We start from the raw sequence: 19173 nt of genomic DNA on the forward strand, positions 1-19173 counted from the left end.
TAGATCGTGTGGGTGCTGTGCGAGAATGAAGCGTCTGCTGAGGGCGAGTAGAGCATGAGCGGCCTCCGGGGTGAGGTGACCGCCTTACCTCACCAATCCGGCGGTCACTGGCCCATGAGATCTTTTTTGTTGACTTCGGCATCCCTACATACGGCCCCTTCTCAACAGACATCGTGCCGTCCCCTTCGACCGGCGGTCGGGCCGTCTTGTGAGTATCGAAGGGCAATCGACAGACAATGCGTTGGACTCTGCGGATCAGCTTTCTCCTCTTTCTGGCCTGGGCCATCTTCATGGTCTCGCCCTTCGTCGCGCTGTACGACATGTCCAAAGCCATCGAGGCGCGGGACATGGACCGCATCACGGAGCGGGTGAACTTCAACGCTCTTCGGGTTTCCCTCGCGCGCCAGATCCTGGGCGAGTATCTGAAAACGCAGGATCTCGACGGGCTGGGTCAGCAGGCTGCCACCCAGGCGGGAACCGCCGTCCTCAACCCAGTCCTGGAGGAACTCATCACGCCTCAGGCCGTCATCTACCTCCTCGATGACGGACAGTTGCAGCAGGCCACGGGAACCCAGGGCCGCAACGGCAGTTTCTTCCCGCTCGGCTTCGACACAGCCTCTCTTGGGAAGGCTTGGCGGACCTTCATCATGTCGGAGACACAGGGTTTTCGTGCCATCACCATCCCGCTTCCGGCCGATGAACCCAGAGACAAGCAATTCAAGATTACCTTGCGCCTGAGGGGCACGACCTGGCGCCTGACCGGGATCGACCTCCCCGAGCCACTCAAGGATGAATTGATCAAGCGAGCAGCAGCCGCGACGAAGTAAAACGCCCCTCTCGAAGGCTAATACTGGAACCTGAAGCATAACAGGAGCGTTCCCGATCAGAGAAACATCTGATCGAGGATCGAGTTATGCGTAAATTTGCTTTAATTTTCGCCGCGGCATCCCTTTTGACCATGCCTCAATTTGCTTCGGCGCAGGAAGGAACGGCTGCCGGTGTCGCAACCGGCGCGGTGACGGGCGCCATCGTCGGCGGACCTGTGGGTGCGGTTGTCGGCGCAGGCGTCGGTGGCATCGCGGGCGGCCTTGCCGAGCAGAACGCGAGGATGCAGGCAGCCCCCGGAATTGTCGTTGTCCCTGAGGCAGCAACAACCGGTTCGATCAATCAACGGACCTGCACGGTGGATACTTACGGCAATCAGGCCTGTACGGAAGTTGTGCGATAATAAGAAGTAGATCCAAGACATCGAAAAGCCCGCCTGAAATGTCAGGCGGGCTTTTCGATACGCGGCACTCAATCAATTCCGATACACTCCTCGTCCACAGAGAAGAATATCTGAAACAATCATCAATGGACGAATAACCACCCGACCATTGCAAGCGGAAACACAGTGCCAAGAATAAAACAGATGACTTGTGAGGTCATTTGAATCCCCTCCATGGCACGACAACCAAGAAGGTTAAAATACGTTCCGCCGAATTACGAAACTGCACAAACAGACTTAAGATCAAGTCATAAAGATGTAGCCTCAAATAACTTGGATCTACATCGACATCGATGGAGGGAACCGAGCCTCGCCCCCTCGATTGTCACAAGGTCGAAGGTGAGGCGTAAACGATGAATGATCAGGACCGTTCCGTGCGAGGGCTCATGGAAGATGCGGAGTTCGTCCGAAAGACCCTCATCGTCCTCGGACTTGGCTTGCTGGCCCTCCTGCTTTGGAAGCTGTCGGATGTTCTTCTTCTCGCCTTCGGCGCCGTGCTGGTCGCCATTCTGCTGCATGCAGCCTCGGATGCGCTTGTGCATTATCTCAGGGTGCCCGAACGCTGGGGTCTGACTGCCGCGAGCCTTCTCATCTTCATTTTGTTCCTCGCCATCATTGCCCTTTTCGGAACGCAGGTTCGTGCCCAGTTCTCCAACGTGGTCGAACGGCTTCCCTTCGCGATCGACAACTTCAGCAAACAACTGGGACTCGGCGCCGTGAGCGACGATCTGTCGGAGATCGTGAACAATGCGCCGACCGGCGGAATGGCGGCACGTCTTGCGGGGATCGGCGGCGCCATTCTCGATGGCCTGGCGGATATCATCCTCGTGGTGATTGCAGGTCTCTACATTGCCGCCTCTCCGCGTCTCTACCGGGAGGGCTTCGTCAAGCTGTTTCCGATCCGCCACCATGCACGGGTCGAAAGCTCCCTGCAGGCGTCCGGACAGGCCCTGAGGCTGTGGCTGACATCGCAGCTGATCGCGATGACCTGCGTCGCAGTGCTGTCGGCCATCGCCTTCTGGCTGATCGGCCTGCCCTCGTTCATTGCGCTCGGTCTCATCGCAGGCCTCGCTGATTTCATCCCCTTCCTCGGACCGATCCTGGGAGCGCTGCCCGCGGTCCTGATCGCCTTCAGCGTGAGCGGGGAGACGGCGCTCTGGACCGTGCTGGCGGTCATCGTGATTCAGCAGATCGAGGGCAATGTCATCTTCCCTCTCGTCGCGAGGAGCGTGATCAGCATTCCACCCGCCCTGGCGCTGTTCGCCATCCTGATCGGCAGCGTTCTGTTCGGCACCCTCGGTCTGATCTTCGGCTTCCCCCTCGCCGTCGTCACCTATGTGCTGGTGAAGAAGCTTTACGTGCGCGAGACGCTCGGTGAGCGAACCGACGTTCCGGGCGAACCCGGCAACGACGGCCGGCAGGAGGCCGGCTCGTAGCCTTGAGGTTAGCTCGGGACTCGACCGTCCATCATCTTTGATGGCTCCAAAGGCGTAAGCGGATTTACACCGAGCCGGAACCGATCTGAAATGCCACCAGCGTGCACCCTTGAGGGCTGGGGCGCGTGCCTTACACTATGTTTCAGCTTGGGCGCAGCGGAATGAGGCTCTGCGCATTGTGCCGTCGGGCAAATCATGCAGATCTCAAGTCCTTTAGGTTCCGTGATTGGCTTCTGAGATTGAGGTCGCGCGCAATCGACACGTAAAGCAGGGAGGCTGCCATGAAGGCATACACGCTCGGTATGATGGTGCTGTTGGGAAGCCTGTCGAGCTTTCCCGCCACGGCACAAGAACCTCCCCGATTCAACGTCGAGGCGACCTGCAAGGCGGCCCAGCCCCTCTCCGCCCAGGACACGAACCCGTACGAAAGCTGCATGAGGGATGAGACAGCAGCGGAACAGCAGCTCCGCGACATCTGGAGCAGTGCGGCTGTGAACCAGCGCAGCATGTGCGGACAGGAAGCGCAGATTGGCGGGACGCCGAGCTATGTCGACATGCTCACCTGTCTGCAGATCGCCCAGGGAGCGACGCCGACATCGTCGTCGCGACGCCGCAAGCCCGCGCAATAGGGACCTGAGGCAGAGCCCTTCATAAGCTTCCGACCCGCAGCGTCAGATCTGCGGCTTCGGGATGGGGTTCGAGCGGCGCGGCTTTGGTGCCTCGACGAGACGGAAATCCACCGGCGGCGATCTCCACTCGAATGGCAGTTGGAGAGGAACGGTGCAGGGGGTCAGCAGACTCCGCCCCTCCCCGTTCCGGACCTCGAACACGAAGCCGGGCCGCTCCATCCGCGCGCAGTTATGCCATTGGTCGAAATCGATCCAATCGCTCATCAATCTTATCCTATGAGCCTCTATCAGAGATAGAAGTCGGCGATCGCTAGCGTCGAGATGCCTGTGACGTTGATGCGGAAATCAGCCGTCCTGTCGCCGTTCACATCTCCCGAAAGCACATTGCCGATGAAGTTCAACTGTCCGCTCTGGCCCGTGAAGGCCACGTTGCCGATGAACGAGAAAGCCTGATCTCCGCCGGTTGCGGTGTTGGCATCGATGGTGCGCAGATCGATCCGGTCGACGCCCCGCACGAAGTCCTGGATCGTATCGCGCGCGCTCGAAAGGGAATCCTTCACGGAGTTGAAATCGAAGATATCCATTCCGGTGCCGCCTGAGAGCGTATCGGCTCCGGCTGCGCCATCCAGAGAATCGCCTCCGCCAAGACCGTACAACGTATCCGAGCCGGCACCGCCGCGGAGCAGGTTGATGCCGTCGTTGCCCGTCAACGAATCGTTGCCGGATCCGCCGACGGCATTCTCGATGAGCGAGCGCGCATCGCCATTATGGAGCAATGCATTGGCGATGTTGCCGACAGCGAGCTTCGAGCCGTCCCAATGCAGTTTCGCAAGCTGAGCGGTGGATGTCCTGGTAAATTCTCCGGGGCGAAGATCGACCTTGAGATTGGTCGAATAATTCGAGAGGTCGTAAGTGTCGTTTCCGCCACCGTCCCAGATGGTCAGCAAGATCTTGTTGCCGCCGGGCGCACCCTGACCTACGCCGTTGATGGTCATCTCGCCGGTCGTCGCATTCCAGGAATAAGTCGAATTGCCGCCATTCGTGGCGTAGTTCGCCCCATACAGGTGCTGCACGGCCGCGATATCGTACATCATCAGCGACTGCGCATAGCCCCAGGTCTCATTCGTGTAGCCCCCGGTCGTCGAGCCCCCGACATAGGAGCGATAGCTCATGACCGTGTACTCGAGCGAGTCCCGGTCCTGCGGCATGGCATTGCCTTCGTGCGTATGCTCGAGTCCGAGCGCGTGCCCAATCTCGTGCAGGAAGACCATGAAGGCATAATTGCCCTTCACCGGGCTGGTGAAATAGGCGTTGGAGATGTTGAACCAGACATCCCCACCCTCGGCCGTAGTGGTGGGCAGATAGGCCCATGCGGAGCCGGTCTTGTCCGACATCGCCAAGCGCAAATCGGCATGTTGCGTTGCAGTTTCACCGATCTCCGTGAAGGTCAGATTCGCGACCGAGGCGTATGTCTTCAGGGCATTGCGAGCGGTCGCCTGCTGAACGGTACCGAGGCTTCCGAAGTTCGTGATGTTTTCCGCTGTGCCGTATGAATTTCCGTAATAAGAACCGCTTTTAGGAAAGCTGTAAGTTATACTATTGCCCGCCCATTTATATTCCCCAAGAACTCCATCGACATACGCATTTCCAGTCAAGCCATAAGTAGCAATAGCAGGCATAAAACCATCCTGTTCGGAAATTATTCTGAAGAGAAAAAGAATTGGAGATCAGAATTGCTGTAGAGCTGAACAGGTTTGCTTTTGAGCGTGACGCTGGCAACTACTCCAAAGTGGTAGACTTCGGTTTTGTAATTCGTTTCTGTCCTCAGCCGCGCTTGCATCGTGCAGCCGGTCACTGTGCCCTCTCCTCGGAGAGGGGGCTGCGTCAGATCATCGAGATGATCAAATCTGCGACGCTTTGCCCTGTAATTCGCGCCTCACTGGCGTTGAGGCGAGCGTTGCCCAGAATCCCCTGTGTGCGATCAGGGCTTCGGCTCGGAGTCTCGATGAATTGCGTATGCGCCGCGGATGAGCTTGGCCTGTCCTGCCGCAATCGTTTGGCCGCTCCGGACATAGCCCGTCGCGGAGTTGCGACGGTCCGTATCCTCCCCGCGCAACGAAGGCCTTATCGCAGGCCATATCGGGCCGCCGACCGTCGCTCCCTGCAGCTGAACTCCTCGGAGGGCAAGGACCGTCCTCAGCCGCCCGAGTGGCGCTCACTCACCTCGGGCGCCGGTGTCCTCCATTGGCCAATCGGTGATGCGCTCCAGGAGTTCGGCGATTGTGAAGTTTTCCTCCGGCCCGGCGACCCGGTCGCGGACGGAGATCCCGGCCGCGTGCACCGTTGCCGGATCGCCCGAGACGAGTGGGTGCCACCAGTAGAGGTCGTGGCCCTCGGCCAGGAGACGGTAGGCGCAGGTGTGGGGCAGCCAGGAGAGGCTGCGCACGGCTTGGGGCGTCAGGCGCACGCAATCGGCAACCTTGGCCTGGCGGTTCGGGTAGTCGCGGCAGCGGCAGGTCTGGTCGTCAAGGAGGGTGCAGCCCACATCGGTGTACATCACCTCGGCCGTATCCTCGTCCTCGAGCTTGACAAGGCAGCACCGCCCGCAGCCGTCGCACAGGCTCTCCCACTCGTCGAGGTTCATGGCTTCGAGCGACTTCAGGCGCCAGAAGGGTTGTTCCTCCGGATGAGGGCGGGTAGCGGGTGCGGCATTTGGCATGTGGGCGCTTTGACGTCTCTTTGAGGCGGTTTGAAGGAAGGTGCTAAACCTCACATCGGGCAGCCAGTACTTCCGAAGAGGTAAATCTCCGTGAACCTACAAACAAGGTTCTGAGTTATATATATCAGCATCGCCACGCTTCGGCGTTGCCGCTGGCGCATCGTGCGGAAAAGTGGATCCGGTTTTCCGCCCGGAACAATGCGCCAGCCTGGAGAGTAAGGAGCATGGGGTCACTCCCAAAAGTGGTTTCCACTTTTGGGTCCGATGCTCTAGGAGTTCAAAGATCATAAACAAGGCATGTCAGGCCCCTGATCTGCCCGAGGACCGCCGTGAGCCAGCAGCCCCCCATCCCTCTCATGACGCGGATCAAGCGCGGCGCGCTTTGGTTCGATGCGTGGCTCAACTCCGCGCTGTTCCAGAGCGGGCGAGGATTGGCGGGCGCGTGGAGCTGGTATTCGGAAAAGTTGACGTGCCTGCGGTTTCGCGGCCCGCTTCGTGGCATCCTGGATCTGACCAGCGAGGCGACCACCCTGGGCACCGTGGGCGGCATCGTCATGCTGGCGCTCGCCCTCCCTGCCTTCAGGGAGACGGAAGACGATTGGCTCAAGACCCAGGATCTCGCCGTCACCTTCCTCGACCGCTACGGCCAGGAGGTCGGACGTCGTGGCCTCCACCTCGACGATTCCTACAAGCTCGAGGACTTCCCGGACTACATGATCAAGGCCGCCCTGGCGACGGAAGACCGGCGCTTCTATGACCACTGGGGCATTGACCCGATCGGCACCTTCCGTGCCGTCCTGGTGAATGCTCAGGGCGGCGGCGTGGTGCAGGGCGGCTCCTCGATCACCCAGCAGCTGGCCAAGAATCTCTTCCTCACCAACGAGCGCTCCCTCGAGCGCAAGATCAAGGAAGCCTTTCTCGCGGCCTGGCTCGAGTTCCACCTGACCAAGGACGAGATCCTCAAGCTCTATCTCGACCGCGCCTATATGGGCGGCGGCGCCCATGGCGTCGTAGCGGCGGCCGACTATTATTTCGGCAAGCCCGCCAAGGAGCTGACCCTGGCCGAATCCGCCATGCTGGCCGGCCTGTTCAAGGCGCCGACCAAATACGCGCCGCACGTGAACCTGCCGGCGGCCCGCGCCCGGGCCAACGAGGTCCTGCGCAATATGGTCGAGGCCGGGTTCCTGACCGAAGGGCAGATCCAGACGGCGCGTCGCAATCCGGCGACTCCGGTCAATCGGGAGCGCGAGACGACCCCCGACTTCTACCTCGATTGGGCCTTCGACCAGGTGAAGAGCCTCGCTGCCCAGAAGAAATTCGGCAACGAGCGAGTGCTGATCGTGAAAACGCCCCTCGACACGGGGCTTCAGCGGCACACGGAAGAGACGCTGGAAAACATGCTCCGCCAGCATGGACGCCAGTACAAGGCGGGCCAGGGCGCGATCGTCGTGATGGACGTGGACGGTGCCGTGCGCACCATCGTCGGCGGGCGGGACTACGGCCAGAGCCAGTTCAACCGTGCCACCGGGGGCCTGCGGCAGCCCGGTTCCTCCTTCAAGCCGTTCGTCTACGCCGCGGCCCTGACCACCAATCCGAAGCTTCGGCCCAACTCGATCGTGGTCGACCGGCCGATCTGCCTCGGCAATTGGTGTCCGCAGAACTATGGTCGCTCCTTCTCCGGCTCGATGCCGCTCGTGTCTGCCTTGGCGCGCTCCATCAACTCTATCCCTGTGATCATGTCGGTGGAGATCGGCAAGGGCAACGCAAAGGCGGGCCGCGCGGTGATCGTGGATACGGCCAAGCGCATGGGTCTGACGCATCCGCTGACGGATTCGAGCTCGCTGCCCATCGGCGCCGCCGAGGTGACGCCTATCGACATGGCGGCCTCCTATGCGGTCTTCGCCAATGGCGGCAAGCGCGCGGACCCCTACGCCGCCTGGGAGGTCCGCAATTCCTCAGGCGAGGTCATCTACCGTCACGACCGGGATACGCCGCCCAAGCAGGTGCTCGACACCCGCGTCGTTCATGACATGAACTTCATGCTCAACAAGGTGGTCGAGGAAGGAACCGGCAAGCGCGCGGCGCTCGAAGGCATTCCGGTTGCGGGCAAGACCGGCACCACCAACGGCTACAAGGATGCCTGGTTTGTGGGCTTCACCGGCAACCTCGTCGCCAGTGTCTGGTACGGCAACGACGATTCCAGTCCCATGAACGACATGACCGGCGGCACGCTTCCGGCAATGACCTGGCATGAGGTGATGAACCTCGCCCACCAGAACCTGGAAATCCGTCCCATTCCCGGCGCGAGCCCGGCCAATGCTTCCCGTATAGCCTCCGCCAAAGGCCCGGCGGCGGATCAGGCCCAGGCGCCCGCGCAAGGCTTCCTGGCCGGCACTCTCTCTCGCAAGTCCTATGAGGTTCTGGGCGGCATCGGCACCCTGTTCCAATCGGTCGACCGCTCCGTGACGACGGGCAAGGCCTCGGAGACGCCGCGCAGCTCGGCTGCCGTGGATGGCCGCCGCCAAGTTGCCATGCCCTAAAAATGCAGACAGAGGCTCACTTGACGAACGCCCCTGCGGCCGCTTCCATGCGCGCGCCATCGACCCCGTTATCGCCCGTGACTACCAGACGCGTCCCAACAGCCTTCCTCATCGTCTACGCCCTGCTTCTGGCGCTGGGACTGGGCTTGAGCTCGGCCTATTGGGCGATGAACGGCGATCCACCCTTTGGCAGGCTGCGCCTCGGGTCATGGCAGGCTTGGCCGAAGCTTGGCTCGCCCGAGGCCGATCCTTACATGCGCGCGATCATCGCCCGGCGCGGCGATGTTCCGCTGGCCACCGGCGAAGGATTGGGCTTCACCGCCCGGATGGACAGCGAAGGCAGGCCGCTCGACTCCGCCTGCACCTACACCATCGGGGCCGTCGCCCCCATCGCGCGGCTCTGGACCCTGACCCTTTACGACGGGGACGAACGCCTGCCTTCGACTGCGCTTGGACGCCGAAGTTTCACCTCGGCGGAACTGCTCCGGGATTCGCAGGACCTGTTCACCATCGCCCTGTCCCGCAATCTGCAGCCGGGCAACTGGCTCCAGCTTCCCGCATCCGGTCAATTCACGGTGGTGCTGCGTCTCTACGATCCTCCAGGGGCCGCCGGCGCCAATCTTGAGGAAGTCGACTTTCCTGTCATCCAACGTCTGGGGTGCGGAGCATGAGAGGCTTCAGTCGTTTTCTCGTCGCCACCCTCTGCGGCATCGTGATCGCCGCGGGGGTTCATATCGCGGCGATCCTCGCGGCTCCGTATCTTGCTGATCAGGATGCCTTCACCAAGGTGCAGACCACGCTGACCGCCGATAAGGCGCAGATCATCGGCGCACCGGGCGGTGAGAACACCTGGCTGCCGAGACCGGATCCAGCCGTTGCCGTGGCGACCTGCGCCTTCGATCTCCGCAACGGCCCCATGCGCATAGCGGCCCGGACCGGATCGCTCCCGCTGTCCTTCTCGTTTCACAAGGAATCGGGCGGCGTGTTCTTTGCCGTCACGGACCGTGCTGCCGTGCGGGGCGAGCTCGAGATCGTCGCCATGACCGCCCGCCAACTCGACGAGGCCCGCGCCGCGGAGGACGAGAACGATCCCTCGCGCGATGTACGGATCGTCTCGCCGGAACGGCAGGGCTTCGTCATCGTCCGCGTGGCCGCTCCCAGCCCGAGCCTGCGGCCTCAGGCAGAAGAGGCGGCAAAGGCCGTATCCTGCACGGCCGAGCAGGACGCCTAAAAACCATGTCCTGGCGCCTCATGACGCCCGAGGACATGCCCCGGGTGCAGGTTCTTGCGGATTCGATCCATGTCGGCCATCCGGAGGACTTGGAGGTCCTGGCCGAGCGCCAGCGCCTCTATCCGCAGGGTTGCCTCATGCTGACCGAGGACCAACGGGCCATCGGCTATGCGCTCACCCATCCCTGGCACTATGGCGAGCCGCCGCCCCTGAACGGGCTGCTAGGCAAACTCCCTGCCGCCCCCACGACCTATTACATCCACGATGTCGCCCTGCTGCCGGTCGCGCGCGGCAAAGGATATGCGGTGCAGGCGGCGGACATGCTGATTGCCCATGCGCGCGCGGCAGGCTTCGGCAATCTGTCGCTCGTCGCCGTCAACAGGTCTCAGGCGTTCTGGGAAAGGGTCGGCTTTTGCGTGCTGTCCATAACGGGCCTGGACGCAAAGCTCGCGAGCTATGGGCCGGATGCGGCGCTCATGGTGCGCGATCTGGCAAGCCCGATACGTGACGCCTAACGGCGTCCCATCGTCATGAAAATCAAGATGAACTACGAGCGACGACGTCCGGGGCTGTTGGAGGCCAGTGGGCGGGAAGGACCGGGGTTGGGAGAGGGCCTCTCATAGCGAACGCCGGTGAAGAGAAGGATCTCGCCCCGAGGCTCATTTGCGGACAAGAGCGGGCGCTGCGGCCGCTCCGTATTCTCCGGAAAGGCAATCACCACTCCCGGTGATCTGGTCCAGATGTCTCGCATTGCGCCCTCCTCTATTGTGCCACTGACTGCCTCTATGACTAACTCACAAAAAGAGATCTATGGTTAACAGTTCGTTTCTGCCGGGCTAAGCACTGCAGAAAAATGCTTTCCCTGACATGAAACAACACCCACTGCCGCGCTTATGTTCCCCTACGGATCGTCTAAAATCCAAGCCGCTCATGCCCGTTAAAGATGCGCTAAGGAACGGCTCCTAGCGTTCGGCCGATTGCGTTGAAGCGAGTACGAGTATGGCGTCGTCTGCAAATCCGGATCTCTGGTCGGACCTGTCGGGTTTCGGATCTTCGGACGGCAGCAATGCCGATGCGCGGGCCGCTCTCCTGAAAGTGAACGCGGAGATGTTCGTCGCCGCTGCGGCACGCGACCGCGAGAGCATCGAGACCTTCGAGGCTCTCGTTCTTGGCTTCCTGCCGAAGACCGATCCTGCGACCCTTCTCGACCTCGCCCGCATCCTGGCTCCCTGCCCGGATACGCCCACCTCGGTTCTCGATTGCCTGGCGCAGCATTCCCCCGAAGCGCGCGAGATCCTGCGCCACCATGCGGCACGGCTGCCACCCGCTTTCGGCAGCAGGCAGCTTGCGACGCCGGAGGGGCGCCTCTCCCTCGCCTCGCGGACGGATCTCGATCCGACGACCATTCAGAAACTGCTGGCGCTGAGAGAGAGCACCGTCGAGGACGCGCTCGCATCCAATCCGGCTTTTGCTCCCGACACCGCGCCTTTCACGGACCTTGTACGGCGCGCGCGCCATCGCCCCACCCTCGCGGCCATTCTTCTCGAGCGGGCTGACCTCCCGACCGCCGGTCAGGCGTCCCTTTATCTCGCAGCGGATGCGGAGCGCCGCAAAGCCATCCGGGAGCGTGTCGCAGTCTCCCTCGCCCACCGACGCGTCACCCTGTCGTTCACGCTGACCGAGCAGGATCTCGCCGAACTCCTGGCCGCAGGCTTCAAAGGCGATGACCGCAGGCTGGAAGGTCTTCTCACCTCCCTGTTCGGCTTTCCCGCTTCGACGGAATGGCGCGTGCTCGAAATCGGACGCCACCGCCTTCTCGCGCTGGCGCTGAAGGTTTTGGGCGTGACGCACAAGGATGCGATCAGGCTCTTTATCACCCTGCACCCTGCCCTGTCCTATCCGCTCTCCGTCACCAAGGCTCTGGTACGAGAAATGCGGGACGTTTCGAGCCCCGTCGCCCTCGCGCTGATCGAGTCCGTTCTGGACGTCAGGACGTTCTCGGGAGAAGCGCTTGCGTAAGCCGCCGAGCGAAGGACTGAAGCTCCTCATCTTGGAATGGTGCGAAGGAGGGATGCAGTCCGAACCCGGTTTCTGCTAGATTGCTTGCGGTGGCGGTCTGACTGGAGGGTCGGATGTTTCTGCGAACGATCGAGGAAGAGCAAGCAACCGGTCGGGTCGCGGAGATTTACGAGAGGCAGAAAGCGCAGCTCGGTCTCGTGATGGACGCTGCGAAATGCTTCACTGCCCGGCCAGACCTGCTGCCGATCTATACGGATTTTTCCGACAGGATCCGCGCCGGCTTCTCGCTCGGCCTTCGGGAATGGCGCCTGATCACGCTGATTGCGGCAAAGCACATCCCCTCCACCTATTGTTCCCACGTCTACGGCAAGCAGCTCATCGACGATCTCGGCTCGAAGGAGGCCGTGCTCGCCGTTCAGCGCGACTTCCGGACCGCCGGCTTGTCGGACAGGGATGTCGAAATGCTGGCCTACGCGCAGAAGATCGCCCAGGACGCATCCCGGATCTCTCACGCCGATATCGACCGCCTGCACGCGGTCGGGTTCTCGGACCAGCAGATCTGCGACATCGCCCTCTGCGCCGCCTTCCGCTGCTTCGTCAGCCGCTTCTTCGACGCCACGGGCGCAGGGACCGAGGCTGTCTTCATCGACGATGATACAGAGTTCCGGACGAGTATGAGCGTCGGCCGCTCACTCTGAAGCAGCAGAACGGCCTGCCCAGACGGTTCGATCTCCAGATTCCAGCGAAGCTTGAAGGCCGCAGCGGCTCTCACGCACTCCGAAGCATTTTAAATGATGTTCGACATTTATTCTTGCATTTAGATTTCGATCATCATATATCCGCGTCACCATCATCCTTGTCGGAGAGTGCAGATGCGAGTCAGCCGGGAACAAGCGGATAAGAACCGCGAGCATGTGATCGATATCGCCAGTTGCCTCTTCCGCGAGCGGGGCTTCGAGGGCATCGGCGTTGCCGACCTCATGAAGGAGGCTGGCCTCACTCACGGCGGCTTCTACGGTCAGTTCAAGTCGAAAGAGGATCTGAAGGTTCAGGCGAGCCGCCATGCCCTGTCCAGGAACAAGGACAGATGGGCCAAGGTCATCGCCGAGATACCGGACGAGAAGCTCGCCGCTCTCGCCCGCTTCTACCTGTCGGACGCTCACCGGGACCGGCGCGGCGAAGGATGTGCGCTTGCGGCGCTCGGTGGAGATGCCCCACGCTACGGCCCGGAACTTCAGGCCGCCTTCAAGGACGGAATCGAAGGCTATCTGGAGTTTCTCGACGGCATCATGTCTGCGTCATCCGGCGAAGAGCGGCGTGACAAAACCATCGCGGCTCTGTCCACCATGGTCGGAGCTCTCGTCCTGTCGCGTGCCGTCGGCGATGAGGCGCTGTCGCAGAAGATCCTCTCTGCGGCCGCCGGTGAGATCGCGGCCAAATCGGAATAGGCGACAGGCGGCACAATCCGTGCCCCACATCCCGCAGGAGAATACCTGTGTCCATCATCGAAACGTTTTCGTCCGAAACGGCGGAGCCTGCCGCAGAGCGCAAACTGACCGCCGGGCTCCTGGTCCTGCTGGCAGGACTGGCGGCCATCGGCGCGCTCTCCACCAACATCATCCTTCCGTCCTTTCCGTCAATCGGCGTGGCGCTGAACGTTCCGGCCCGTGATCTCGGCCTGACGCTCTCCAGCTTCTTCATCGCCTTCGCCATCGGGCAGCTGTTCGTCGGCCCCTTGTCCGACCGTTACGGCCGCAGATGGTTCGTGCTCGGCGGCCTGACGGTGTTCATCATCGGCAGCGCGATCTGTGGCGGAGCCGAAAGCTTTCCGATGCTGATCGTCGGCCGCATCATTCAGGCGCTCGGCGTCTGTGCGGCGTCCGTTCTCTCCCGCGCCATCGCACGCGATCTCTTCGATGGCGAAGCGCTTGCGAAGGCTCTGTCGCTGACCATGGTCGCCATGGCGGCCGCGCCCGGCTTCTCTCCCCTCCTCGGCAGTGCGCTCGATGCGCAGTTCGGCTGGCGCGCGGCCTTCATCATGGTCGGTGCTTCGGGCGCCGTCCTCGCGGCCTATTACGCACTCAGCGCAGGCGAAACGCATCCACCGGATCGCCGCTTGGCAGCTTCGCTCTCCGCCACCATGCGCGCCTATCGTGGACTTCTGGCGGACGCACGCTTCATTCTGCCGGCGCTTGCCGTCAGCCTCATCATCGGCGGTCTCTATGCCTTCTTCGCCGCCGCGCCTGCCATTCTCATGCTGAGCCTCGGCCTGTCCGCGCTGCAGCTCGGCCTGTTCTTCGCCACGACGGTGTTCGTCGTCTTCGCCGGCGGATTGCTGGCACGGCGCCTCGCACACAAATGGGGAGCGCGTTCCATCGCTGTCATCGGCATCGTCCTGGCAATGCTCGGCGGCGGCTTCCTGCTTGCGATCAGCGAAGCACCGACCTTTCCCGGTTTCGCAGCTGCGATCGCGGTCTTCCTGCTCGGCATGGGGTTGGTCAATCCGCTCGGCACGGCTCTCACGCTGCAACCGTTCGGACGGCAGGCCGGCTTGGCCTCGGCGCTTCTCGGTTTCCTACAGATGGCCTGCGCGGCCGCCGGCACCGCCCTTACGACCGCCCTTCCACTCTCACCCTTGGGCGCCCTGAGCGTCATCCTCACCGGCGGCTCGACCCTCGCCCTTGTCATCTTCCTTCGGCAGCGCCGGGACCCCAATCATGGAAAGGCTTAAGTCATGCGTTACAAGCTCTTCGGCCGGCATACGGGACTTCGTGTTTCCGAACTGGTTCTCGGCACCGGCAACTTCGGCACGCGCTGGGGCCACGGCACCGAGCCTGACGAGGCCCGCCGCATCCTCGACGCCTATGCGCAAGCCGGCGGCAACTTCATCGATACGGCGGACAGCTACCAGTTCGGTCAATCGGAAGAGATCCTGGGCGACCTGCTGCAAGGACGGCGCGACGATTTCGTCGTGGCGACGAAATTCACGCAGCGCGCAAACCCGAAGGACGGCATCCTCGTCACTGGCAACAGCCGCAAGGCGATGATGTCGTCGGTGGAGGCAAGCCTCAGGCGCCTGAAGACCGATCACATCGATCTCTACTGGGTGCACTATTCGGACGGCGTCACACCGACCGAGGAAATCGTGCGCGGCTTCGACGATCTCGTGCGGGCCGGCAAGATCCTCTATGCGGGTCTCTCGGACTTCCCAGCCTGGCGCGTGGCGCGCGCAGCCACCATCGCCGAACTCCGTGGCACCGTTCCCATTGCTGGCCTGCAGGTCGAGCACAGCCTCGTGGAGCGCACGACCGAGCAGGAGCTCCTCCCGGCGGGTCAGGCGCTCGGCCTCGGCATCGTCGCGTGGTCGCCACTCGGCGGCGGCATGTTCACCGGCAAGTACCGGCAGGGAGAGGCCGGCCGCGCGCAGGGGCTCGGCGGCAAGGTATTCCAGGCGGAGAACTCCGCACAGCGCAGCGCGGTGCTCGACACGGTGATCACGGTGGCCGAAGAGCTTGGCGTCGCGCCGGGTGAGGTCGCCATCGCCTGGGTCGCCGCCAAAGGCTCGCTTCCCATCATCGGGCCCCGCACCGTGGCCCAACTCGAAAGCAATCTCGCCTCGGCGAAGGTCAGACTGTCGCCTGAGCAGATCGCGCGGCTCGATAAGATCAGCAGCCTGCCGCCGATGTTCCCTTACACGATGATCCATGAGGCAGGAACGCAGCAGCGCGGCGCCGGCGGCAAGTTCGACCTGCTCGACCATCCCGCCGTTCCGGTGGCTTAGTCTTCCGCGGCGAGACCGAGGAAGTGGCGCCCTGCCCGGTCGTCGACCTCCACGAGCCAAAGGTCGGGATCGAAGCGGAGTTCGCGCGCCATGCGCTCCTCCACGTCGAGCGGCATCACGTCCTGCAAAATCGGCGAGAACAGGCGCTCGCCGCTGTCGTCAAGAAAGAGCTGTGGCGCGGGACCGTAGAGGCTCGCGGTGCCGTCAAGCCGATCCACCTTCACGAAGACCGCTCCGGCCTCGGCGGCGCCGCGCTTGCGCAGAGCGGCCTCGGCTCCCTCCACCGAGCAGCGGCGCAGGTAGGCGGAAACCCAGAAGTCCGAGCGAAGCCTCGACACTATTGAACCGCGATGCCGGATGCTGCGGCAAGCTCGCGAATCGTCCGTGCGTTCAATTCGCCCGTGACAGGCAACCGTCGGTCCTGCTCGAAGCGTTCGATGGCCTGCCGCGTGCCGGAGCCCATCATGCCGTCCACCTTCACGCTGTAGCCCAATCGCGCCAGCGCGCGCTGGCCCGCCAGGACGGTGTCGCCGGGGTCCGAGCGGCCCACATTGGCGGGCGGCACCGGCACCGGTCCCCCCATGCGAATCATGTCGGCGATGGGATCGCGCGTGGCACTCCGCACAGGCGCAGACGCAAGCGCGGTGGGCGCAGGCGCCGCGGAGGCAGCCGGCTGCGGAGCGCGGGCCGGCGGTGCCGCGGCGGGAACGGGCGGGCCGCCGTTGCGGATCATATCGGCAATCGGGTTGCGCGCAGGCGGCTTGGGTATGGCGACAGCCGAGGCAGGCGCCGCCTCCGGAGCGGAATGCGCGACGGATTCATGCGAAGCGGGCGCAGACGCCAGCTCCGCGGCCTGCTGTGCTCCAGGACGCGCGGGAGGCAGAGGCTGGACGGCTTCGCTCTCGGACTCGGGAGCCAGCACGATCTCCCTCGTGTTGAAGAGGGGCGCCGGATGGCGGCTGCTTTGCAGCGCCAGTGCATTCCAGGCAATTGCGCCGCCGCATCCGGTCAGTAACAGGGCGGCGAGGATCTGGCGCGGATGGCTGAAGACGAAGGAAGCCGCCCTCTCGCCGACGCTCGGCTTGCGCGGCGGCTTGGCGGCGCGCTTTTGCGTCGGCCGCGCCGGAGCCTTCCGCCGTACGACTGCGGGCAGGTCGAGATCGTCATCGGGATGATCGACAAAAGCTTCACGCAAGGGAGTCGTTTCCGTCTTCGAAGAATGATGTCGTTTTGGTCCGCGCAGCCAGTAAGACAAGACGGCAGGGCACCGTTTCTTGTCTTTCTGACGGCAAAGCCTGACAGAGCCGGTTTAAGCGAAACCTAATTGCTTCGGATCGACCGTGGAAGCGAGCCGACGAGAGGAAGCAGCACGGTGCCAGGGCTCATGATCTGTTAGAATTTGTCTTATCTTTTCATGCGCTTGGCTAAGCCAGCGCGCAGCAAGGTTTTATTCATCCTGTTTCCAGATTCCTCGCACACCTCCTACGCGGCGCTGCCTGCGTACGTTATGGTGCTGCATCGTTCTTCGTTTCAGGCAACCGGCCGCTTCATGTTTTCGATCCTTCGTTTCATCCTCATCGTCTGCGCGATTTTCTATTACTCGCCGGTGCGCCAGCAGGGCGAGGGAACGGCTGCGATCGAGGCTTTCCTGACGCCGAAGACGAGCCAACCGACGGCTGCCAGTCCTGCTCCCGCCACGGACAAGACCGGCCGTCTCGAGACCGTATGGAAGGCGCTTCCCGAGGGCGCCAAGCAGGCCGTGGTCGACAAGATTCTCGCCACCTCGGGCTTCCCCGTGGCCGGTCCGGCCAAGTCATCGGACACCCTTCGACCCGAAGACCGCGAGCCTGCTGCGTCCAAGCCTCGCACCTAAATCCGGCTCCTTCCGTCGCCAAAATGCTTGGTAATGATTATATGACAGGCAGACAACACGGGTTTGCCATGCTGCCGACAATCGACGAAATCGTTTCCAATTTCGAGCTGCTCGACGAATGGGAGGAGCGGTATCGCTACATCATCGAGCTCGGCCGGCTCATGGAGCCGTTGCCGAAAGATGCGTATAACGACGTCAACAAGGTCCAGGGCTGTGCCAGCCAAGTCTGGCTCCAGACCGGTCTCGATTCCACCAACGGCGAGCCCCTCCTGCATCTTCGCGGCGACAGCGACGCCCACATCGTTCGCGGCCTCGTGGCGCTCCTGATCTCCCTCTACAGCGGCAAGACACCCTCCGAAGCCCTCTCCACCGACGCCCTGGCGCTGTTCAAGGAGCTTGGCCTGTCGGAGCATCTGACGCCGCAACGTTCGAACGGCGTCAGATCCATGGTCGAACGCATCCGCCGCGATGCGCAGATGGCCCTGGCTGCCTCCTAAACCCGCCCACCCTCGATCACCACCGCCTGCCAGGCGCGGATGCCGCGTGAGGCGGCGGGGCCGCGGGCGGAGGCCCCGATGCCGTAGTGCTCCGCAAGCCGCGCCAGGGCGAGCCGCACCACGATTTTCCCAGAGCGCGGCGGCCATTGCCGCTCGCGTTCGATCTGTTCCAGACCTTTTAGGAAGCCGCAAAGGTCGAGGAGCAGGTCGCTGAAATCGCCGCCGATGGCATCGAAGGCGTTCCGCAGCCGCTGACGGGCAGCGACCATCCGATCTGTGGCTTCGCCCGGAGAGGCAGGACCGCCGCTTTTCGGCATGCCGTCCCAGCGGGCTGTCACGCCAGGCAGCAGCCCCGCCAGCATGATATCGGTCCGCAGGCGCTCGCCGGCCTGATACGAAGCTTCATCGATCATCGGCTCGCCGTCACGACCCTTCCGGCGGCGCAGCCAATCGAGCGGGCTCTCATCCGAGTCCACGCGCACACGTGTGGTTCCAGTCTCCGTCTCGACGGTAGCGAGACCCGTCTCGTGATGCTGGTGAAAGAAAGCCATGTCCGACTCCGGCGCCGACTCGCGGCGCAGACGGGCTTCGCCGGCCTTCGTCAGCTGCAGGGTTTTCCGACCGGAGGCAGCCTGCTCCCAGCAGCCGAGATCCTGGCGGACGAGAGTATCCGCCGCGGCATGGGCAAAGCGCCCTGCGCCCACCGAGATTCCCGACCGGCGCCTGTGGACAAGCACGCTCGCCGGGTCCGTCGGATCGACGATGGCCCAGGTCTCGGGCTGGCCGAGTGCCGTCAGAAGCCGCCGCGCCTCCCTGGGCAGGGAATCGCCCGCCATGCGTCCGACCCTCGCTCCCGGTTTGCTGCTTTCCTTCCGCGAGCGCCTCTTCGAACGGGCTTCTTTCGGGGCTGAAATCCTTGGTGCGGCAATACTTTGATGAACCGCATCGCCGTCTTCAATGTTCATGTTTTGTTCCTATAAATAAACTAAGAAAGGGTCTCCCCTTCCACCCTTGATAGTGGGGGCATATTCCTAGAGCGCGTTGACATTCAGGCTTTCGACGGACTCGCAAATCTGATTCAAGCTCCTTTTGGGCGCGGAGGCTTGGGTGAGCGGAGTTCGTCTGATGTTGAAAGATCACCAGTGGGATCGGATGGAGCCGCATTTGCCGGGCAAACGCAT

The 19173-nt window shown here is 62.7% G+C and carries 21 protein-coding genes; 15 read left to right on the forward strand and 6 right to left on the reverse strand.

Features of this window, described 5'->3' with window-relative positions; translation table 11 throughout:
- Positions 1-236: 236 nt before the first annotated feature.
- The 4 genes from FS320_RS23770 to FS320_RS23785 all read left to right on the forward strand — a co-directional run bounded on the left by FS320_RS23770 (position 237) and on the right by FS320_RS23785 (position 3332).
- A complete protein-coding gene (locus FS320_RS23770; protein ID WP_152714398.1) occupies positions 237-827 on the forward strand; it encodes a DUF2939 domain-containing protein in 591 nt (196 codons plus the stop codon).
- Positions 828-958: 131 nt separating this feature from the next.
- Entirely contained in the window at positions 959-1228 is a 270-nt protein-coding gene (locus FS320_RS23775; RefSeq protein ID WP_152714399.1) for a YMGG-like glycine zipper-containing protein, read from the forward strand.
- A gap of 392 nt (positions 1229-1620) precedes the next feature.
- Positions 1621-2703 carry an AI-2E family transporter gene (locus FS320_RS23780; RefSeq protein ID WP_152714400.1) on the forward strand — a complete coding sequence of 361 codons (1083 nt, stop codon included), beginning with the start codon at positions 1621-1623 and terminating at the stop codon, positions 2701-2703.
- Between the two features lie 281 nt (positions 2704-2984).
- Positions 2985-3332: a hypothetical protein gene (locus FS320_RS23785; protein ID WP_152714401.1), complete on the forward strand. Its 348-nt coding sequence runs from the start codon at positions 2985-2987 to the stop codon at positions 3330-3332.
- Between the two features lie 42 nt (positions 3333-3374).
- On the opposite strand, the gene FS320_RS23790 is transcribed toward FS320_RS23785, so the two are convergent.
- From FS320_RS23790 to FS320_RS23800, 3 genes are all read right to left on the reverse strand, one after another.
- Positions 3375-3596 (reverse strand): hypothetical protein, encoded by a 222-nt coding sequence (locus FS320_RS23790; protein WP_152714402.1) that lies wholly within the window; start codon positions 3594-3596, stop codon positions 3375-3377.
- A 23-nt stretch (positions 3597-3619) separates the two neighbouring features.
- Positions 3620-5011 (reverse strand): M10 family metallopeptidase, encoded by a 1392-nt coding sequence (locus tag FS320_RS23795; protein WP_152714403.1) that lies wholly within the window; start codon positions 5009-5011, stop codon positions 3620-3622.
- Positions 5012-5547: 536 nt separating this feature from the next.
- Positions 5548-6051: a YcgN family cysteine cluster protein gene (locus FS320_RS23800; protein ID WP_152714404.1), complete on the reverse strand. Its 504-nt coding sequence runs from the start codon at positions 6049-6051 to the stop codon at positions 5548-5550.
- A gap of 356 nt (positions 6052-6407) precedes the next feature.
- Between FS320_RS23800 and FS320_RS23805 the strand changes: the two genes are divergently transcribed.
- The 9 genes from FS320_RS23805 to FS320_RS23845 all read left to right on the forward strand — a co-directional run bounded on the left by FS320_RS23805 (position 6408) and on the right by FS320_RS23845 (position 15622).
- Entirely contained in the window at positions 6408-8591 is a 2184-nt protein-coding gene (locus FS320_RS23805; protein WP_152714413.1) for a transglycosylase domain-containing protein, read from the forward strand.
- A gap of 20 nt (positions 8592-8611) precedes the next feature.
- Positions 8612-9262 (forward strand): DUF1214 domain-containing protein, encoded by a 651-nt coding sequence (locus tag FS320_RS23810; protein WP_162003195.1) that lies wholly within the window; start codon positions 8612-8614, stop codon positions 9260-9262.
- Positions 9259-9822, forward strand: a complete 564-nt coding sequence (locus tag FS320_RS23815) for a DUF1254 domain-containing protein (protein ID WP_152714406.1) — start codon at positions 9259-9261, stop codon at positions 9820-9822. Before FS320_RS23810 ends, FS320_RS23815 begins: the two co-directional genes overlap by 4 nt.
- Positions 9823-9827: 5 nt before the next feature.
- Positions 9828-10337, forward strand: coding sequence for a GNAT family N-acetyltransferase (locus tag FS320_RS23820; protein ID WP_152714407.1), 510 nt, complete (start codon positions 9828-9830; stop codon positions 10335-10337).
- 484 nt (positions 10338-10821) lie between these two features.
- Positions 10822-11841, forward strand: coding sequence for a hypothetical protein (locus FS320_RS23825; RefSeq protein ID WP_152714408.1), 1020 nt, complete (start codon positions 10822-10824; stop codon positions 11839-11841).
- Between the two features lie 113 nt (positions 11842-11954).
- Positions 11955-12539: a carboxymuconolactone decarboxylase family protein gene (locus tag FS320_RS23830; RefSeq protein WP_152714409.1), complete on the forward strand. Its 585-nt coding sequence runs from the start codon at positions 11955-11957 to the stop codon at positions 12537-12539.
- Between the two features lie 174 nt (positions 12540-12713).
- Positions 12714-13289 (forward strand): TetR/AcrR family transcriptional regulator, encoded by a 576-nt coding sequence (locus FS320_RS23835; RefSeq protein WP_152714410.1) that lies wholly within the window; start codon positions 12714-12716, stop codon positions 13287-13289.
- 47 nt (positions 13290-13336) lie between these two features.
- On the forward strand, positions 13337-14572 hold the full coding sequence (locus FS320_RS23840; protein ID WP_338105458.1) for a multidrug effflux MFS transporter: 1236 nt from the start codon (positions 13337-13339) through the stop codon (positions 14570-14572).
- A gap of 3 nt (positions 14573-14575) precedes the next feature.
- The gene (locus FS320_RS23845) at positions 14576-15622 is read left to right on the forward strand and encodes an aldo/keto reductase (protein WP_152714411.1); all 1047 of its coding nucleotides are present in this window, start codon (positions 14576-14578) and stop codon (positions 15620-15622) included.
- Here FS320_RS23845 and FS320_RS23850 read toward each other — a convergent pair.
- Together FS320_RS23850 and FS320_RS48215 are read right to left on the reverse strand one after the other, a co-directional pair.
- Positions 15619-15960 carry a DUF1491 family protein gene (locus tag FS320_RS23850; protein ID WP_162003196.1) on the reverse strand — a complete coding sequence of 114 codons (342 nt, stop codon included), beginning with the start codon at positions 15958-15960 and terminating at the stop codon, positions 15619-15621. The genes FS320_RS23845 and FS320_RS23850 overlap by 4 nt on opposite strands.
- On the reverse strand, positions 15960-16817 hold the full coding sequence (locus tag FS320_RS48215) for a peptidoglycan-binding domain-containing protein (RefSeq protein ID WP_244627325.1): 858 nt from the start codon (positions 16815-16817) through the stop codon (positions 15960-15962). Before FS320_RS48215 ends, FS320_RS23850 begins: the two co-directional genes overlap by 1 nt.
- Before the next feature lie 354 nt (positions 16818-17171).
- On the opposite strand from FS320_RS48215, the gene FS320_RS23860 reads away from it, so the two are divergent.
- Complete coding sequence (locus FS320_RS23860) at positions 17172-17495, forward strand: hypothetical protein (protein WP_152714412.1); 324 nt, start codon at positions 17172-17174, stop codon at positions 17493-17495.
- 41 nt (positions 17496-17536) lie between these two features.
- Positions 17537-17992, forward strand: coding sequence for a SufE family protein (locus tag FS320_RS23865; protein ID WP_244627326.1), 456 nt, complete (start codon positions 17537-17539; stop codon positions 17990-17992).
- On the opposite strand, the gene FS320_RS23870 is transcribed toward FS320_RS23865, so the two are convergent.
- The gene (locus FS320_RS23870) at positions 17989-18957 is read right to left on the reverse strand and encodes a DUF6456 domain-containing protein (protein WP_244627327.1); all 969 of its coding nucleotides are present in this window, start codon (positions 18955-18957) and stop codon (positions 17989-17991) included. The genes FS320_RS23865 and FS320_RS23870 overlap by 4 nt on opposite strands.
- Positions 18958-19173 lie beyond the last annotated feature (216 nt).

This window comes from Microvirga tunisiensis, assembly GCF_009296175.1.
Lineage (GTDB): Bacteria > Pseudomonadota > Alphaproteobacteria > Rhizobiales > Beijerinckiaceae > Microvirga > Microvirga tunisiensis.

Coding starts and splice junctions, on each gene's coding strand:
- FS320_RS23805 (WP_152714413.1), top strand. CDS start 6,408: ATGACGCGGATCAAGCGCGGCGCGCTTTGGTTCGATGCGTGGCTCAAC.
- FS320_RS23845 (WP_152714411.1), top strand. CDS start 14,576: ATGCGTTACAAGCTCTTCGGCCGGCATACGGGACTTCGTGTTTCCGAA.
- FS320_RS23860 (WP_152714412.1), top strand. CDS start 17,172: ATGTTTTCGATCCTTCGTTTCATCCTCATCGTCTGCGCGATTTTCTAT.
- FS320_RS23870 (WP_244627327.1), bottom strand. CDS start 18,957: ATGAACATTGAAGACGGCGATGCGGTTCATCAAAGTATTGCCGCACCA.
- FS320_RS23795 (WP_152714403.1), bottom strand. CDS start 5,011: ATGCCTGCTATTGCTACTTATGGCTTGACTGGAAATGCGTATGTCGAT.
- FS320_RS23815 (WP_152714406.1), top strand. CDS start 9,259: ATGAGAGGCTTCAGTCGTTTTCTCGTCGCCACCCTCTGCGGCATCGTG.
- FS320_RS23825 (WP_152714408.1), top strand. CDS start 10,822: ATGGCGTCGTCTGCAAATCCGGATCTCTGGTCGGACCTGTCGGGTTTC.
- FS320_RS23835 (WP_152714410.1), top strand. CDS start 12,714: ATGCGAGTCAGCCGGGAACAAGCGGATAAGAACCGCGAGCATGTGATC.
- FS320_RS23770 (WP_152714398.1), top strand. CDS start 237: ATGCGTTGGACTCTGCGGATCAGCTTTCTCCTCTTTCTGGCCTGGGCC.
- FS320_RS23865 (WP_244627326.1), top strand. CDS start 17,537: ATGACAGGCAGACAACACGGGTTTGCCATGCTGCCGACAATCGACGAA.
- FS320_RS23780 (WP_152714400.1), top strand. CDS start 1,621: ATGAATGATCAGGACCGTTCCGTGCGAGGGCTCATGGAAGATGCGGAG.
- FS320_RS23775 (WP_152714399.1), top strand. CDS start 959: ATGCCTCAATTTGCTTCGGCGCAGGAAGGAACGGCTGCCGGTGTCGCA.
- FS320_RS23785 (WP_152714401.1), top strand. CDS start 2,985: ATGAAGGCATACACGCTCGGTATGATGGTGCTGTTGGGAAGCCTGTCG.
- FS320_RS23830 (WP_152714409.1), top strand. CDS start 11,955: ATGTTTCTGCGAACGATCGAGGAAGAGCAAGCAACCGGTCGGGTCGCG.
- FS320_RS23790 (WP_152714402.1), bottom strand. CDS start 3,596: ATGAGCGATTGGATCGATTTCGACCAATGGCATAACTGCGCGCGGATG.
- FS320_RS23820 (WP_152714407.1), top strand. CDS start 9,828: ATGTCCTGGCGCCTCATGACGCCCGAGGACATGCCCCGGGTGCAGGTT.
- FS320_RS23800 (WP_152714404.1), bottom strand. CDS start 6,051: ATGCCAAATGCCGCACCCGCTACCCGCCCTCATCCGGAGGAACAACCC.